General features: G+C 68.8%; 14 protein-coding genes and 1 pseudogene. 1 reads left to right on the top strand and 14 read right to left on the bottom strand.

The features are described 5' to 3' along the window. Positions 1-304: 304 nt before the first annotated feature. The 14 genes and pseudogenes from WFL22_RS09075 to WFL22_RS09010 all read right to left on the bottom strand — a co-directional run. Positions 305-1,090 (bottom strand): annotated as a pseudogene (locus WFL22_RS09075) (pseudouridine synthase); the annotation flags it as partial. A 61-nt stretch (positions 1,091-1,151) separates the two neighbouring features. After that, positions 1,152-1,874: an SMC-Scp complex subunit ScpB gene (gene scpB / locus WFL22_RS09070; protein ID WP_336992409.1), complete on the bottom strand. Its 723-nt coding sequence runs from the start codon at positions 1,872-1,874 to the stop codon at positions 1,152-1,154. Continuing rightward, positions 1,867-2,727 (bottom strand): segregation and condensation protein A, encoded by an 861-nt coding sequence (locus tag WFL22_RS09065; RefSeq protein ID WP_336992408.1) that lies wholly within the window; start codon positions 2,725-2,727, stop codon positions 1,867-1,869. Before WFL22_RS09065 ends, scpB begins: the two co-directional genes overlap by 8 nt. Before the next feature lie 8 nt (positions 2,728-2,735). Continuing rightward, positions 2,736-3,590, bottom strand: coding sequence for a ParA family protein (locus tag WFL22_RS09060; protein WP_336652183.1), 855 nt, complete (start codon positions 3,588-3,590; stop codon positions 2,736-2,738). Between the two features lie 58 nt (positions 3,591-3,648). Beyond that, positions 3,649-4,746 carry a site-specific tyrosine recombinase XerD gene (locus WFL22_RS09055; protein ID WP_336992407.1) on the bottom strand — a complete coding sequence of 366 codons (1,098 nt, stop codon included), beginning with the start codon at positions 4,744-4,746 and terminating at the stop codon, positions 3,649-3,651. Then, positions 4,746-5,432, bottom strand: a complete 687-nt coding sequence (locus WFL22_RS09050; RefSeq protein WP_336992405.1) for an NUDIX hydrolase — start codon at positions 5,430-5,432, stop codon at positions 4,746-4,748. Before WFL22_RS09050 ends, WFL22_RS09055 begins: the two co-directional genes overlap by 1 nt. Before the next feature lie 5 nt (positions 5,433-5,437). After that, positions 5,438-7,132, bottom strand: a complete 1,695-nt coding sequence (locus WFL22_RS09045) for a CTP synthase (protein ID WP_336652186.1) — start codon at positions 7,130-7,132, stop codon at positions 5,438-5,440. Positions 7,133-7,187: 55 nt separating this feature from the next. Next, on the bottom strand, positions 7,188-8,450 hold the full coding sequence (locus WFL22_RS09040) for an AI-2E family transporter (RefSeq protein ID WP_336652187.1): 1,263 nt from the start codon (positions 8,448-8,450) through the stop codon (positions 7,188-7,190). Positions 8,451-8,475: 25 nt separating this feature from the next. Beyond that, on the bottom strand, positions 8,476-10,164 hold the full coding sequence (gene recN / locus WFL22_RS09035) for a DNA repair protein RecN (protein ID WP_336652188.1): 1,689 nt from the start codon (positions 10,162-10,164) through the stop codon (positions 8,476-8,478). Further along, the gene (locus tag WFL22_RS09030) at positions 10,161-11,093 is read right to left on the bottom strand and encodes an NAD kinase (protein ID WP_336652189.1); all 933 of its coding nucleotides are present in this window, start codon (positions 11,091-11,093) and stop codon (positions 10,161-10,163) included. Before WFL22_RS09030 ends, recN begins: the two co-directional genes overlap by 4 nt. Continuing rightward, on the bottom strand, positions 11,090-12,034 hold the full coding sequence (locus tag WFL22_RS09025) for a TlyA family RNA methyltransferase (protein WP_336992404.1): 945 nt from the start codon (positions 12,032-12,034) through the stop codon (positions 11,090-11,092). The genes WFL22_RS09030 and WFL22_RS09025 overlap by 4 nt, the downstream gene beginning before the upstream one ends. Next, complete coding sequence (locus tag WFL22_RS09020) at positions 12,021-12,170, bottom strand: hypothetical protein (protein WP_336652191.1); 150 nt, start codon at positions 12,168-12,170, stop codon at positions 12,021-12,023. The genes WFL22_RS09025 and WFL22_RS09020 overlap by 14 nt, the downstream gene beginning before the upstream one ends. 91 nt (positions 12,171-12,261) lie before the next feature. After that, the gene (locus tag WFL22_RS09015; protein ID WP_336992403.1) at positions 12,262-13,302 is read right to left on the bottom strand and encodes an HAD-IIA family hydrolase; all 1,041 of its coding nucleotides are present in this window, start codon (positions 13,300-13,302) and stop codon (positions 12,262-12,264) included. Further along, positions 13,302-14,240: a hypothetical protein gene (locus WFL22_RS09010; RefSeq protein WP_336992402.1), complete on the bottom strand. Its 939-nt coding sequence runs from the start codon at positions 14,238-14,240 to the stop codon at positions 13,302-13,304. Before WFL22_RS09010 ends, WFL22_RS09015 begins: the two co-directional genes overlap by 1 nt. Before the next feature lie 9 nt (positions 14,241-14,249). Here WFL22_RS09010 and WFL22_RS09005 point away from each other — a divergent pair. After that, on the top strand, positions 14,250-15,504 hold a 1,255-nt coding region (locus WFL22_RS09005), incomplete at its 3' end, for a hypothetical protein (protein ID WP_336992401.1).

Raw genomic sequence — 15,504 nt, 5'->3', positions numbered from 1 at the left:
CATTTCTGCCGGCCCCTGATCCGCCACGCTTCCCGCGGGCGTCAGCGCCCGCAGCACCACCGGCACCCCCAGCACCACCGGCGCCCGAGCCGCCGCCAGCTTTCGCCCCGCGCCCGCTCACACCCTGCGCGCCGCGACGGTTGTGCGGGTTGCCCTTGGCCGCCACACCGCGCATACCTCTCGCGCCGGCGCCGTCACCCGGTCGCCCGCCCGTCGCCGCGCCACGCGCCCTGCGGTCGCCGCCACGCGATCCGCCGCCATCCTCAGGGCCGTCACCGCGATCAGCGTCGCTTCCGCCGTCTTCTGCCGCCGACAGCAACGCGCCGCGCTCGGCAGCCGACAGCTCGCGCATCTCGCCCGCGCGCAGCGTGCCGAGGTGCAGCGGGCCGAATTGGCGTCGCACGAGCTCTTCGACGGGGTGGCCCACTTCGGCGAGCATGCGCCGCACGATGCGGTTGCGACCGGAGTGCAGGGTCACCTCGACGAGGGAGTGCGAACGGGTCGAGCCGTCGGGCAGCAGCTTCGCGCGGTCGGCGTGGATGGGGCCGTCTGCGAGCTGCACGCCGTCTTTGAGGCGCTGGATCACGGCAGCGGTCACCCGGCCGCGCACCTTCGCGATGTAGGTCTTCTGCACGCCAAAGCTGGGGTGGGCGAGACGGTGCGCGAGCTCGCCGTCGTTCGTGAGGATCAGCAGCCCGCTGGTGTCGGTGTCGAGGCGGCCCACGTTGTAGAGGCGGTCGTCAACCTGATCGGCGAACTCGCGCAGATCCGGCCGGCCGCCCTCATCGCGCATCGTGGAGACCACGCCTCGCGGCTTGTTGAGCACGAAGTAGCGCTTCGAGACGTCGAGCTGCACCACCACGCCATCGACGCGCACGTCGTCGTTCTCGGGGTCGATACGGCTACCCAGTTCGCGCTGCACCTCACCGTTCACGGTCACGCGACCGCTGGTGATGAGCGTTTCGCAGGCGCGCCGCGATGCGACGCCCGCGTGTGCGAGCGCCTTCTGTAAGCGCACCCGGCCGTCGTCCTCGGGCCGCGCTTCGGCTCTCTCGCCCGAGACGGGACGATCCCAGCCCCACTCGGCCATGTCGATCTCGACGGCCTGGCCGTCGACCTCGAACTGCCCGCCGGGCCCGCCCGATTCTTGTTCAGAGCGATTCATGCTCGAATCCTTCCGCAGGGTCGTCGAGCAGCGGCGCGATAGGCGGCAGCTCGGAAATGTCGTCAATGCCGAGGTGCCGCAGCAGAGCCTCGGAAGTGCCGTAGAGGGTGGCCGTGGTTTCGGGGTCTTGCCCCACCTCGGTGATGAGCCCGCGCGCGAGCAGCGTGCGCACCACCGAGTCGACGTTGACTGCGCGAATCGACGCGATCGCACCGCGGGAGATCGGCTGGCGGTAGGCGACCACGGCGAGCGTTTCGAGTGCGGCCTGCGACAGCTTTGCGGGGGTCTGCTGCTGCACGAAGTCGGCCACCACGGGGTCGAGACTTTCGCGCACGTAGAAGCGGTAGCCGCCGGCGACCTCGCGCAGTTCGAATCCGCGGGGGGAGGCTGCGGCCGCGAAGGCTGAGGCATCCGAGGCGGCGGATCCGGGCGCGGCGAGCGCGCCATCGTACTCGGCGATGAGTCCGGCCAGTGCGGCCTTCACTTCGCGCAGCGGCCTGTCGGTTGCCGTCGCGAGTGCGACAACGCTCAGCGGCTCGTCGGCCACGATCAGCAGGGCTTCGAGCTGCTGCGCAAGGGTGTGGGTTTCGCGGGCGCGCGCGAGTTCGGCGTCAGCCGAGCTCTGGCCGCTTGCCGCTTCGGTGTTGGGCTCCGGCCTCGCAGTCGGCGCCTCCGACGATCCCTGCGCCGTCTCCTCATGCTCAGTCATAGTCGCTCCCCAGAGTAGCCAGTTCGTCGTCCGACCAGTGCTCGCCGGTCCACTGCACGTACAGTTCGCCCAGCGGTTCGGCTTGCTCGAAGGTCACGGCGGCTCGCCGATACAGTTCGAGGATCGCGAGAAATCGTGCCACGATCACTCCACGCTCCCCCACCGCGTCGACTCCCGCAATGAGTTCGCGGAACGACCGCGCCCCGCCGCGCCCAGCTGCTGGGCGCAGCATTGCCACCACGACGGCGGCCTGTTCGCGGATCGACACGAGCGGGGCGTGCAGGTGGTCGAGCCCGACCGTGGGGATCTCGCGGGGTGCGAAGGCGAGTGTGGCGATCGCGGCAAAGTCGGCGGCAGACAGCGCCCATGCGAGTTCGGGGGTGCGCTCACGATATTTGGGGTCGAGCGGCACAAGGCGCGGATGCCTGGCGTTCTCGGCGTCGAGGCGAGCCTGAAACCAGGCGCTGGCCTGTTTGAACGCCCGGTATTGCAGCAGGCGGGCGAAGAGCAGGTCGCGCGCTTCGAGCAGCGCGATGTCTTCTGCGTCGACGGCTTCGCCCTGCGGCAGCAGGCTCGCGATCTTCAGGTCGAGCAGTGTGGCGGCGACCACGAGAAACTCTGAGGCACGGTCGAGTTCGACGAGCCCCTGCCCTTCGAAGGAGGCCAGGTAGGCGATGAACTCGTCGGTGACGAGGCTGAGCGACACCTCGGTGATGTCGAGTTCGTGCTTGCCGATGAGATTGAGAAGCAGGTCGAAGGGGCCGTCGAACACTTCGAGGCTGACACGGAAGCCGCCCTCGTCGGCACTGGCCGCGGCTTCGCTCGATCTGTGCTCGCCTGCAGACACGGTCATAGCGGCACTCAGGCGACGACGCCCCGCTGCACGAGCTCGCGGGCGAGTTTGAGGTATGCCTCCGAAGCAGCGTTGGCCGGCGCGTAGTCAAGGATCGGCTTCGCCGCGATCTGCGCGTCGGGCAGCTTCACGGTGCGACCGATGACGGTGTCGAAGACTTTGTCGCCGAAGGTGTCGACCACCCGCTCAAGCACCTCGCGCGCGTGCAGGGTGCGGGCGTCGTACATGGTGGCGAGAATGCCATCGAGTTCGAGAGCGGGGTTGAGGCGATCCTTCACCTTGTCGACGGTTTCCACGAGCAGTGCGACACCGCGCAGCGCGAAGTACTCGCAGGCGAGCGGGATCAGCACGCCGTGGCTGGCGGTGAGCGCGTTGACGGTGAGCAGCCCCAGCGAGGGCTGGCAGTCGATGAGGATGACGTCGTAGTCGTCGGCCACTTTGCGCAGCACGCCGGCAAGGATCTGCTCGCGGGCCACCTCGGTAACGAGGTGCACCTCTGCTGCTGAGAGGTCGATATTGGCGGGAATCACGTCGAGGCCCGCGGTGTCGGTGCGCTGAATGACCTCCCGCGGATCACGCTCCTTGCCGAGCATCAGATCGTAGATCGTGGGCACGTCGTGCGCGGGCACGCCGAGCCCAGCCGAGAGGGCGCCCTGGGGGTCGAAGTCGACGGCGAGCACGCGACGGCCGTAGCGCGCAAGCGCTGCTGCGAGGTTGATCGTGCTGGTGGTTTTGCCGACGCCGCCCTTTTGGTTACACATCGCGATGATGCGCGCCGGCCCGTGCCTGTCGAGCTTCGGGGGCGGGGGAATCACGCGCTCGGGGCGGCCGGTCGGTCCCAGCTCAAACAGCGTGTTCGCCATACCCGGCCCCTCTCTCGTGCTCGCTAACGCTCCATCCTATCGCGCGATGGGCTGCAACTCACCGCGCTCGCGGATGCGACATGAGGTAGTGCTCTCGCAGCGTGTCTGCGGTGACCTGCGTGTAGATCTGCGTGGTGCTGACGGAAGCGTGTCCGAGCAGCTCCTGCACGGTGCGCACATCGGCGCCGCCGGCGAGCAGGTGGGTTGCGAAGGAGTGCCGCAGAGTGTGCGGTGACACTTCGGCTGTGATGCCTGCGCGTTCGGCGGCGGCGCGGATCACCAGCCAGGCGCTTTGCCGTGACAGCCTGCCGCCGCGCGGTCCCACAAAGAGCGCCGGAGTGCCGGCACCGTTCGCGGCCATCGCAGGCCGGGCGCGCACGAGGTAGGCGGCGAGCGCCTTCCCGGCGTAACTGCCGTAGGGCACGATGCGCTGCTTCGATCCTTTGCCGGTGACGCGCAGAAACCCGCCTTCGCCGAGCGCGCGCTCGGGGTCACCCCATGCGTCGCCGTTTCCGGGGGCGGCGAGCAGGTCGTCGATGTCGAGCGCGGTGATCTCGCTCACTCGCGCACCGCTCGCGTAGAGCAGCTCGAGCAGTGCGCGATCTCGCAGGGCGACGGGGGCGTCTGCGGCGGCGTCTTCTCCGCCGCCGGCCGCGGCGAGCAGCGCTTCGACGTCGGCTACGGGCAGTGCTTTGGGCAGACGCAGGGCGCGTTTCGGGGTGCGCACGCCACTGCCTGCGTGGCTTTCGAGCATGCCTTCTTCGAAGAGGAAGCGGTGCATGCCGCGCACAGTGGAGAGCCTGCGGGTGATCGAAGCGGGGGCGAGAGGGGTGGGCACGCGGGTCGCGGCGGCGGTGTTCTCGGTGGCGGATCCGGATCCGCATCCCGCGCCTGCCGCGGCCTGGCCGCCGGCAGCGCCCGCCGGCCCCGGGCCCGTGCCCAGCTCAGCAACGCCACACCCGTTGAGTTCGGCGACGTAGGCCGACAGCGTGTCGGGGGTGACCTGGGCGAGGTCGTCGATGCCGTGCTGTTCGAGCCAGGCTGCGTAGGCGGAGAGGTCGCGACGGTATGCGGCGAGGCTATTGGCAGAAAGCCCACGTTCGAGGGTGACGTGGCGCAGAAACCGTTCGGCGCCCTGCTGCGCGGTGACGCCCATCAGCGTGAGCGCGCGCCTCGCGCGGCCTCGCGGGCAGTCCAGGGCAGCTCGGGGTCGCGCAGCGTCGCCCAGTCGCCCGCGCGAGAAGCCCAGGCCGCGAGCGCGGCGCTAACGGTGACGGCGTTCTGCACCCGCCCGGCAAGCGCGGCCGCCACCACATCGTCGAGCGGCACCCAGCGGGGCACGAGTTCGGCTTCTTCTTCGCCGCGCACGTAGTCATGCTCAACCACTGACAGGTCTCTCGCGAGGAAGATGCGCATGGCCTCGCTCGTGCCGCCCGGCGAGAGGTAGACGTCGAGCAGCAGATCCCAGCGAGCTGCCTGCACATCGGCCTCTTCGGCGAGTTCGCGCTGCGCGGCGCGCAGCCCTGCTTCGCCTGGGGCGTCCATAAGACCGGCTGGAATCTCCCAGTCGCGGTGCGCAATCGGGTGGCGGTACTGCTGAATCAGCAGCATCCTGTCGTCGGCGTCGAGCGCGACCACAGCAACGGCCCCGGTGTGATCGAGGTAATCACGGGTAAGCACTTCACCGCCGAACTCGAAGCGGTCGCGGCGCACATCCCACACGCGCCCCTGCACGAGCAGTTCGCTGTCGAGCACACGCACCTGGGCTGGCTGGTCGGCGAGGGGTGCGGATCCGCCATCGTATCTGGCGGCCCACGCCGCCGCGCTGTCCTCGCCGACCACGTGAACTACTCGGTCTCTTCGACCTCGAACAGCTGTGCGGCATCGCGGCGGTCGATCGCCGCCCCCACCAGGCCCGCGAACAGCGGGTGAGGGGTGCCGGGGCGCGACTTCAGCTCAGGGTGCGCCTGGGTGGCGATGTAGAAGGGGTGCACCTCGCGGGGCAGCTCGACGTATTCGACGAGTGCGCCGTCGGGGCTGGTGCCCGAGAACGAGAGGCCCGACTGGGCGATCTGATCGCGGTAACGGTTGCTCACCTCGTAGCGGTGGCGGTGGCGCTCACTCGCGCTGGGCGCACCGTAGAGCTCTGCCGCGAGGGAGCCTTCGGCGAGCGCAGCCTCGTAGAGGCCGAGGCGCATCGTGCCGCCGAGATCGCCGCCGTCGATGATGTCGACCTGCTCGGCCATCGTCGCAATGACGGGCACGGGGGTCTCGGGGTCGAACTCCGTTGAGGAGGCGCCCTCGAGGCCGGTCACGTTGCGGGCGTACTCGATCACCATGCACTGCAGGCCGAGGCACAGGCCGAGCGTGGGGATGCCGTTCTCGCGGGCGAAGCGCAGCGCGCCGAGCTTGCCTTCGATACCGCGGATGCCGAAGCCGCCGGGCACGCAGATGCCGTCGACGTCGCCGAGCGCTTCGCGCGCCCCTTCGGGGGTTTCGCAGTTGTCGGAGGGCACCCACTTGAGGTTGACCTTCGTGGAGTGCGCGAAACCGCCAGCCCGAAGCGCCTCGGTCACCGAGAGGTAGGCGTCGGGCAGGTCGATGTACTTGCCCACGAGTGCGAGCGTGACCTCGCCCTTGGGCTGATGCACGGCGTCGAGCACGGGCTGCCAGCCGGTCCAGTCGACGTCGGTGGCGCGCTCGGTGAGACCGAGGTGCTCGACGATGGTCTGGTCGAGCCCCTGGTCGTTGAGCAGTCGGGGGAGGTCATAGATGCTGGGCACGTCGATGGCGTTGACCACGGCGTCTTCGTCGACATCGCACATGAGGGCGATCTTGCGCAGGTTGTCGTCGGTGACAGGGCGGTCGCTGCGCAGCACGAGCGCGTCGGGCTGAATGCCGATGGAGCGCAGCGCGGCGACCGAGTGCTGGGTGGGCTTCGTCTTCTGCTCACCCGAGGCACCCATGAAGGGGACGAGCGAGACGTGCACGAAGAACACGTTCTTGCGGCCCAACTCGTGGCGCACCTGGCGCGCCGACTCGAGGAACGGCTGCGACTCAATATCGCCGACCGTGCCGCCGACCTCGGTGATGATCACGTCGGGGCGGGGGTCTTCTTCTGACTGCAACCGCATGCGGCGCTTGATCTCGTTGGTGATGTGCGGGATCACCTGCACGGTGTCGCCGAGGTATTCGCCGCGACGCTCCTTGGCGATGACGGTCGAGTAGATCTGGCCGGTGGTGACGTTCGCGGCCTGCGACAGATTGATGCCGAGGAAGCGCTCGTAGTGCCCGATGTCGAGGTCGGTTTCAGCACCGTCGTCGGTGACGAACACCTCGCCGTGCTGGAAGGGGTTCATGGTGCCGGGATCGACGTTGAGGTACGGATCCAACTTCTGCATCACGACGTGCAACCCGCGCGCCGTAAGGAGATTGCCGAGACTCGCGGCGGTCAGCCCTTTACCGAGAGAGGAGACAACACCCCCGGTCACGAAGATGTGCTTGGTGATGCCGGTCTGGTCCGCGCGCTGCTCTGTTCCCACGGGCTTCGATCCTATCAGTTGAATGCGGGTATGCGTACGGGCACCTCGAAGACTGCTAGCGCAGCTCCTGCCTGGGCATCCACACCTGTTTGATGATCATGAGCACCATCGCCGTGACAGGAATGGAGATGAGGGCACCCAGCAGGCCGAGGAGCGTGCCGCCGGCGAGCGCGCCGATCACCACGAGCGAACCGGGCACCGACACCACGCGGTTCATGATGCGCGGCGTCAGCAGGTACGACTCGATTTGCATGTAGATCAGGTAATACGCGGCGGCGATGATTGCTGTCATCGGCGAATCGAAGAGCGCCACGCCCGACACGAGCACAGTGGCCAGCACCGAGCCGATGAGCGGGATGAGCGCGAGGAAGAACACGCCCACGGCCACCAGGCCGGCGAAGGGCACCCCGACGATGGTCATCATGACGAAACCGAGCACCGCGTTCGTGAAGGCGAGCACCACCATGCCGCTGACGTAGCCGCCCACCGACTTGGTCACCTGCTCGGTGATGTCGATCACCTTCGCTCGCCCCGAACGAGGCACGAGGGAGTAGAACGCGCGCTTCACGCTGCGAAGCGAGGCGAGCAAGTAGAGGGTGAGGATCAGCACGATCAGCCCGGCGGTGAGGCCGTTGGCGATGCCGATACCGGCCTGCCACACACCACCCGCCATCTGCGCCAGGTTCTGCGGATCGGCGATGAAGTTCTGGCCCATCTTCAGCAGGCCGTCGAAGTCGATAAAATCACCGAAGCGATGATTGATGTCGATGAACCAGGGTTGGTTGTTCAGGTCTCGCACCAGCGCCGGGGCGCTGCGCACGAGCAGGGTGACCTGGTTCGCGATCATCGGGATGATGATGCCCAGCAGCACGCCGATCACCAGCACAAAACTGCCGAACACGATGGCGATGCCGAGCGGCCGTTTGATGCCGCGTTGCTCCAGGCGGCGCACCACGGGGTCGAGGCCGAGGGCGATGAAGAGCGCAGCAGCCACGTACATGATGATGGTGCTGAGCTGCCCCACCATCGACCCGAACAAGAGCGCAACGAGCACACCGAGTGTGACGGTGAAGCCGAGCTGGAACGGACTGCGCACCACGAAGGCCCGCGTGTGCGATTTGGCTCGCTCCTCGCGAGCGTCGACCGCGGCTTCGCGGGCATCACGGTACATCTCGCGGGTTTCGGAGTCGAGCTGTTCGAGGTCGACGTGCACCACAGCAGGGTGCGTGTCGAGGTACTCGGCCTTCGCGGCCGCGTCGTCGCTCAGCGTCGGTTTTGCAGTGCCATCATGCGAGCGGCGGCTGAAGAACTTCACCATGCCTGGAGCGTAGCACCTGCCACCGTCACTGCTCGCGCAGCGCGAGCAGTTCTGCGGCGTGCTCGAGTGCACTCCCCGAGTCGCTGAGGCCGGAGAGCAGCCGGGCCATCTCTGCAAGGCGCTCTTCGCCGTCGAGGCGGCGGCAGCTGCTCTCGGTGAATCCGCCCGAGGAGTCTTTCACGACCTGCAGGTGGTTGTTCGCGAAGGCGGCGACCTGCGCGAGGTGCGTCACCACGATCACCTGCGACGATCGTGCGAGACGCGCAAGGCGGCGGCCGATCTCGATGGCGGCGGCACCGCCTACACCGGCGTCGACCTCATCGAACACGAAGGTGGGCACCGGATCGACCCCGGCGACAACAACCTCGAGCGCGAGCATCACCCGTGAGAGTTCGCCCCCGGATGCCGACTTCGCGATGGGCCTCGGCTGAGCGCCCGGGTGCGGTGCGAGCAGCAGCTGCACCTCGTCGCCGCCCGAAGCGCCGAGCGCATCGAGGGGGGTGACGCGCACCACGAACTCGGCGTCGGGCAGGGCCAGCTGCCGCAGCTCGACAGTGACGAGTGCGGCAAGCCGCTCAGCGGCGTCGGTGCGCAGCTCGGTGAGCCGGGCGGCGAGGGAGCGTTCCTGCTCGTCGAGCTGCGCGAGGCGCGCCGTGAGCTCGTCGATGCGCTCGTCGTCGCCGTCGAGCTCGGTGAGACGGCTCGCGGCGTCGGCCGCGTACGCCACAACGGCGGCCGAGTCGGTGCCGTATGCGCGGAACAGGCCGTTCAGGGCGGCAAGCCTGTCATTCGCCTGCGCCAGTTCCCCCGGCCCCTCCTGATCGAGATCGGCGGCGTAGGCGGCGAGCTCGCGGGCGGCGTCGGCCAACTGGAAGCTCGCACTGCGCAGCGTCTCGAGCACGGCTTCGAGGCGATGGTCGTGACCGGCGACGCGTTCGACCTCGCGCACGGCCTCGTCGACGAGCGTGCTCGCGTCTCGGCTCATCGGGTCGTCGGAGTCGGTCGCGAGCGCCTCGTGCGCGGTCGATGTCGCCGCTCGCAGTGCTTCGACGTTGCTCAGCAGGTCGATGCGCTGCACCAGCTCCTGCTCTTCGCCAGCCTGCGGATCGACCGCGGCGATCTCCTCAAGCTCGGTGCGCAGGCGCACGGCCTCGGCAGCGCGCTCGTCTCTGGCCGCCGTGAGTTCGGAGACTTGGGCGCTCAGCGCCTGGCGCTCGCGATGCGCCGAGCGGTACTCGCGCAGCGTCTGGGCGAGCGGGTCGCCTCCGAAGCGGTCGAGGGTGTCGCGCTGTGCTGAAGCCGAGCGCAGGCGCAGCTGCTCAGACTGCCCATGCACCGCGAACAGACGCTCGGCCAGTCTCGCCAGACTGCCCACCGGAGCGCTCGTGCCGCCCACGCTCGCGCGGCTGCGGCCCTCGGCACTGACGGTGCGGCTGAGCACCAGCTCGTCGTCTTCGAGGTCGCCGCCGAGATCGTCGACGATCTCAGCAACCGCAGCGTCGGAGGTGCGCACGATGCCGCCAACACGCGCCTGCGAGGCACCGCTGCGCACCGCACCGGCGTCGCTGCGTTCGCCCATGAGCAAACCCAGGGCGCTCACCACCATGGTCTTGCCGGCCCCGGTCTCACCGGTGATCGCCGTGAATCCGGGCCCGAGCGGCAGGGTCGCGTCGGCGATCACACCGAGGTCTCTGATGTGCAGCTCTTCGATCACGCGGCGCCTCCGTTCTCGCGGCGAGAGCCGCGCCAGCCCGACACAGGGAGGTGGAACTTGCGCACCAGACGGTCAGAGAACACGGCCTCGTTGAGCCGGGCCAGCCGCACCGAGTGCGTGGATCGGCGCACGCGCACCACCGAGCCTGCCGGCAGCTCGGTGCGGCGTCGGCCGTCGCACCACATGACGCCGGGGCCGATATTCTCGGGCAGGATGCGCACGCTCAGCTCGGAGTCGACGCCCGTCACGAGGGGGCGGTCGAAAAGCGCATGGGCGGCGATCGGCACCATCAGCATGGCCTGCACGGTGGGCCAGACCACCGGGCCGCCCGCCGAGAATGCGTAGGCCGTCGAGCCTGTGGGGGTGGCGAGCACGACGCCGTCGCAGGCGAAGTTCGAGACGGGCAGGCCATCGACACCGATCTCGACCTCGAGCATGCGCCGCCGCTTCTCGACCGAAGCCTCATTGAGCGCCCAGGTCTCGGCGATCACTTCACCGTCGCAGCTGGCCTGCACATCAACGGTCATGCGCTCCTCGACCTCATAGTCGCGGCGCAGCACCCGGTCGATGGTTTCGGCGAGGTCGTAGTTCTCCATTTCGGCGAGAAAGCCGACGTGCCCGAGGTTGACGCCCACGATGGGGCATTCGGATCCGCGCAGCAGCTCTGCGGCGCGCAGAATCGTGCCATCGCCGCCGAGCACGATGGCGGCCTCCAACTCGTGGATGCTCACCTCGCGGCCGAGTTCGGCGATGGTCTCGACGTTCAAGTGAGGCGCGAACTCCTGCCGGTCGTGCTCATCGAACACGGGCTCGGCGCCCGCGGCGCGCAGCGCCGACACGGCGGCGACGGTGGCCGCGACGGCCTCGTCTCGATGGGTGTGGGAGACGACGAGAAAGCGCCTCGTACCCGCTGCATGCGCAGTGCTCATGGCTCTCCGTTCGCTCGGTTGCGGGGACGGGCTCGGGCCGGCGATGCATCTCCGGCACCTTCGCAGAGCTCCGCGATCCGCCCCTCCCATTCTGTCGGATGCGCGTCGCCGTCGTCAGCGAAATGCACCAGGAATTCGCGGTTGCCCGAGCCACCCGAGATGGGCGACGCTGTCAGGCGGCGGGCGGTAAGGCCGTGCTCGTGGGCGGCGTGTAGCACGGTGCGGATCGCCTCGGCCCAGAGCGCCGGATCGGTGACCACGCCATCGCGAACCCGGCCCACCTCGAACTGCGGCTTGATGAGCAGCACGACGTCGGCGCCGGGAGCCGCGCACTGGGCGATTGCCGGAAGGATCAGCGTGAGCGAGATGAATGAGAGATCGGCGACCACGAGCGTCGGCGCCTCGGCCACGCCGGTATCGGCCGCGAGATTCTGCGGGGTGAGCTCGCGGGCGTTGCGCCCCTCGACGAGACGCACCCGGGGGTCGTCGCGCAGTTCAGGCACGAGCTGATCGTGCCCCACGTCGATGGCCAGCACTGTCTTCGCGCCGCGTTCGAGCAGCACCTGCGTGAAGCCGCCTGTCGAGGCGCCGAGATCGAGCGCGAGCCGCCCAGACGGGTCGACGCCGAAGGCATCGAGCGCCGCGAGGAGTTTGTGCGCGGCGCGGCTCACGTAGTGATCGGCGCCAACGACGGCGATCTGCGATCCATCACTCACTTTGGCGCTCGACTTCGTGACGGTCGCGCCGTCGACGAGCACGCTGCCTTCGGCGATCAGCTCGGTTGCCTGACTGCGGGATCGTGCGAGACCCAGCAGCGGCAGCACGCGGTCGAGCCGCTGCGGCTCTCCCTGCCAGACCGCCTCGGCGGCCCGGGCGCTCGCGATTCGCGCAGTGCTCTCGCAGGGCACCGCGCTCTCGGTGCCTGCCTCAAGAGCCGCCATGATCGCCCCGCTGCAGTTCTGCGAGAAGCTCGTCGTGCAGCTGCTCGAACTTCGACGCGCGCTGCTCCAACGGCTGCGCCTCGATCACTTCGATGCGCCCGAGCAGTCCGTCTTCGCTGTGGGGCTCCCTGTCCATGCGTCAAGCCTAGCCGCGGCCACTGACACGCTCACGCACAGGGCACGCCGGCCTCGTCGAAGTCTCGACGGGCCGGCACACCAGCACGGTCTCAGCGCCAGTGATCCTCGTAGAGGATCTCGGGCACCTGCAGCCCGTAAATTGCGAGGCCGGATCCCCAGACCGCGGCGCATCCGGCACGCAGCAAGTTGATCGCCGAATCGCCCTCCGCGACAACACGCGCAATGTGCCCGTCCATGCGCACTTTGGCAGACCCCACCTGCATGGTGCCGTCTTTCAACTGCTCGGTGGTGGGGTAGGGTTCGTGTAGCTCGGCGAGTGTGGCCACGATGTAGTCAGGCTGCATGTCGCGCGACGCGGCGATGAGCTGCTTCGGCCTGTCGACGCCGGTGAGCACCTGCAGTGAGGGGATTCCCGCCGCACGCGCGCCCTTGATATCGGTGTCGAGCCTGTCACCCAGCATGAGCGCGTTGCGCGTGCCGAAGCGGGTGAATGCGGCCTCGAAAATCGGCGTCTCGGGCTTGCCCGCGAACACCGGCAGCCGCTGCACCGCAGTGTGCACTGCCGAAACCAGCGTTCCGTTGCCGGGTGCGAGCCCGCGGGCCACGGGGATGGTCCAGTCGGTGTTCGTGGCGATCCAGGGCAGCGGATCGCGGCCCGGCTGCTCCGCAAGCGCGAACGCCGCTTCCGCAAGGTGCGTCCACCCCACTTCGGGAGCGAAGCCCTGCACCACCGCGGCGGGATCGTCGTCGGCGCTGCGAGTCACCTCGAAGCCGGCTTTGCGCAGCTCGTCGACGAGGCCGTCGCCGCCCACGACCAGCACCCGCGAACCGGCGGGCACGGTCTCAGCGAGCAGCGCGGTTGCGGCCTGGGGTGAGGTCACCACGTCTTCGGCGCGGGCCCGCAGGCCGAGGCTCTGCAGGTGCTCGGCAACCGAGACGTCGGTGCGGGAAGCGTTGTTCGTGATGTACGCGAGGCGCGTGTGCTCTGCCGCGAGATTGAGCTGTTCGACGGCACCGGGAATGGCACCGGGCCCGCGGTACACCACGCCGTCGAGGTCCGAGAGCAGCAACTCTCGGCCCTCGATCGGCGCGGCGCCCAGAGGAGTGCGCTTCTTCCCGAACAGTGCCACTACGACCGATCCTCGGTGCTCTCCGGCTGGCCGGCTTCCCCGATGCCTGCCTCTGCAAGCAGCTCGGCGACTTCAGCCGCGATGTCATCTTCAGTGGGCGAAGCGCTCTGCTTGGCATCCGCGTGATCGGTCTGCGCATCGGAGCCGTCAGCGGCAGCGTTTACCGCGTCGCTGTGCGCTGCGGCGTCGGCCTTCTCTGCTGCTTCTGCGCTCACTTCGGCTTCGAAGTGCTCCTCGGCGTCAGCTTCGTCTGCGGCGTCGATCTCCTCATGAGATTCGTGGATCTCGAACACCTCGAGCTCGTCGAGCGAGCCCAGGTGGTCTTGCAGGGCTCCTGCGGCACGGTCAGCGTGGCGGTACCACTCGCGCGCTTCTTCATCTCGGCCGAGGTCTTCGAGAACTGCAGCGTAGGCACCGAAGAGCTCTGGGCTCCAAGAGAAGGCACGCTGAGGGTTAAGCTCGGGGATCTCAAGTTCGAAGAGCGCCTGCTGGGTCTGTCCGAGGTCGAGTCGGGCACCGGACATCGCGATGGCGAGGTGCACACGCTGCTCGGTGTCGAGCTTCGAGGTGTCGGCTTCGAGGCCGGTCTCGAGCGCCTTCTCGGGGCGACCGAGGCCGCGCTCGCTGTCGACCATCAGTGCGAGGTGGCCGTCGAGCCCGCTCAGGCGGCGGTAGGTGCGCAGCTCGCGCAACGCCAGGGCGAAGTCTCCGGTGCGGTACGCGGTGATCGCGAGCGTTTCGCGGGCGACAGGGATGCGCCCTGCACGTCGGCTCGCCGAGAGGGCGTGCTGGTGCGCGAGCGCGGGGTCGTCGTCGATGAGCAGCGCCACCATTGCCAGGTGGCGGGCGACGCGCTCCTGCACATCGGCCTGCAGCGTCTTCAGCTCGTTGCGAGCCGCCGGGTGCAAATCATTGGGGCGGATGTCATCGGGGATCACGGGATCCTGATGCTCCGCGCGCACGGGCCGCAGCTCGTGCTGGAGGCGCTCGGCCTCTGTGTACTCGCGCTCACGGCCGCCGCGGTCGCTGCGGCCGCCTCCGCGGGTGCCGCCACGACCGTAGCTCTCCTGGTGACCCCCCTGCGGGCGGTCGCCACGGAAGCCACCGTCTCGGCGATCGCCGCGGTTGCCGCGGGAATCGCCGTCACGCCGGAAGTCACCATCGCGCCGGGGCGCACGGTCGTCGCCATCGCGGCGGGGGCGGCGTTCATCGCGGAAGTCACCGTCACGACGGGGGCGGCGCTCCTGTCCACCGTCACCACCACGGTAGGGGCGACGGTCTCCGCCACCCTGGTACCCGCCGCGACGGTCATCGCCGTCACGGCGCGGGCGCCGATCATCGCGGAAGTCACCATCGCGGGAGGGACGACGCTCCTGGCCACCCTCACCACCACGGTAGGGGCGACGCTCTCCCCCACCCTGGTACCCGCCGCGCTCGCCGGAGCGATCATCACGACGATCACCGCGGAATCCGCCTTCGCCGCCGCGATAGGGGCGACGGTCCCCGCCACCCTGGTACCCACCACGCTCGCCACCGCGACGGTCATCGCCGTCACGGCGGGGGCGGCGGTCATCACGGAAGTCACCTTCACGACGGGAGCGGCGCTCCTGGCCATCTTCGCCACCACGGTAGGGGCGACGCTCCCCCCCACCCTGGTACTCGCGACGCTCGCCGGAGCGATCATCACGACGATCACCACGGAAGCCGCCGCCGTCGCGCTGCTGGCGCTGATCGTTGCGGAAGCCACCTTCGCGGCGGGGCGCACGGTCATCCCCGTTGCGCTGCGGGCCGCGGTCATCACGGAAGTCACCGTCTCGGCGGGGTCGGCGGTCATCGCGATCGCCGAAGTCACGGCGCTGGCCGCCCTCGCGACGCTGACCACCATCACGGTAGCCGCCCTCGCGACGCTGACCACCATCGCGCTGACCGCCGTCACGGTAGCCACCGGCACGGGGTTGCCCGTGGTCGCGACGCTGGTCGTCGTTGCGCTTTCGGGGGCCGCGATCCGCGGATTCGTCCCGCTGGGGTCGTTCGTTCATGGAAGGCCTCCCGAAAAGTGCGCTATCGAATTGCAAGTCTTTAAATGGGTAGAGGGTCGCACGGTGAGCACCTTCTGTGGTGTTCACGGTACGACCCTCTGTAAAAGGTGTCCGGCGGTGTCCTACTCTCCCACGAGGTCCCCCTCGCAGTACCATCGGCGCT

Origin of the sequence: Leucobacter sp. VD1, assembly GCF_037150695.1 — a bacterium.
Classification (GTDB): domain Bacteria; phylum Actinomycetota; class Actinomycetes; order Actinomycetales; family Microbacteriaceae; genus Leucobacter.
This window is presented reverse-complemented; position numbering and strand designations above follow the sequence as displayed.

Coding starts and splice junctions, on each gene's coding strand:
- WFL22_RS09055 (WP_336992407.1), bottom strand. CDS start 4,746: ATGGGCGTCACCGCGCAGCAGGGCGCCGAACGGTTTCTGCGCCACGTC.
- WFL22_RS09065 (WP_336992408.1), bottom strand. CDS start 2,727: ATGACCGTGTCTGCAGGCGAGCACAGATCGAGCGAAGCCGCGGCCAGT.
- WFL22_RS09020 (WP_336652191.1), bottom strand. CDS start 12,170: ATGGACAGGGAGCCCCACAGCGAAGACGGACTGCTCGGGCGCATCGAA.
- WFL22_RS09060 (WP_336652183.1), bottom strand. CDS start 3,590: ATGGCGAACACGCTGTTTGAGCTGGGACCGACCGGCCGCCCCGAGCGC.
- scpB (WP_336992409.1), bottom strand. CDS start 1,874: ATGACTGAGCATGAGGAGACGGCGCAGGGATCGTCGGAGGCGCCGACT.
- WFL22_RS09030 (WP_336652189.1), bottom strand. CDS start 11,093: ATGAGCACTGCGCATGCAGCGGGTACGAGGCGCTTTCTCGTCGTCTCC.
- WFL22_RS09040 (WP_336652187.1), bottom strand. CDS start 8,450: ATGGTGAAGTTCTTCAGCCGCCGCTCGCATGATGGCACTGCAAAACCG.
- WFL22_RS09025 (WP_336992404.1), bottom strand. CDS start 12,034: ATGGCGGCTCTTGAGGCAGGCACCGAGAGCGCGGTGCCCTGCGAGAGC.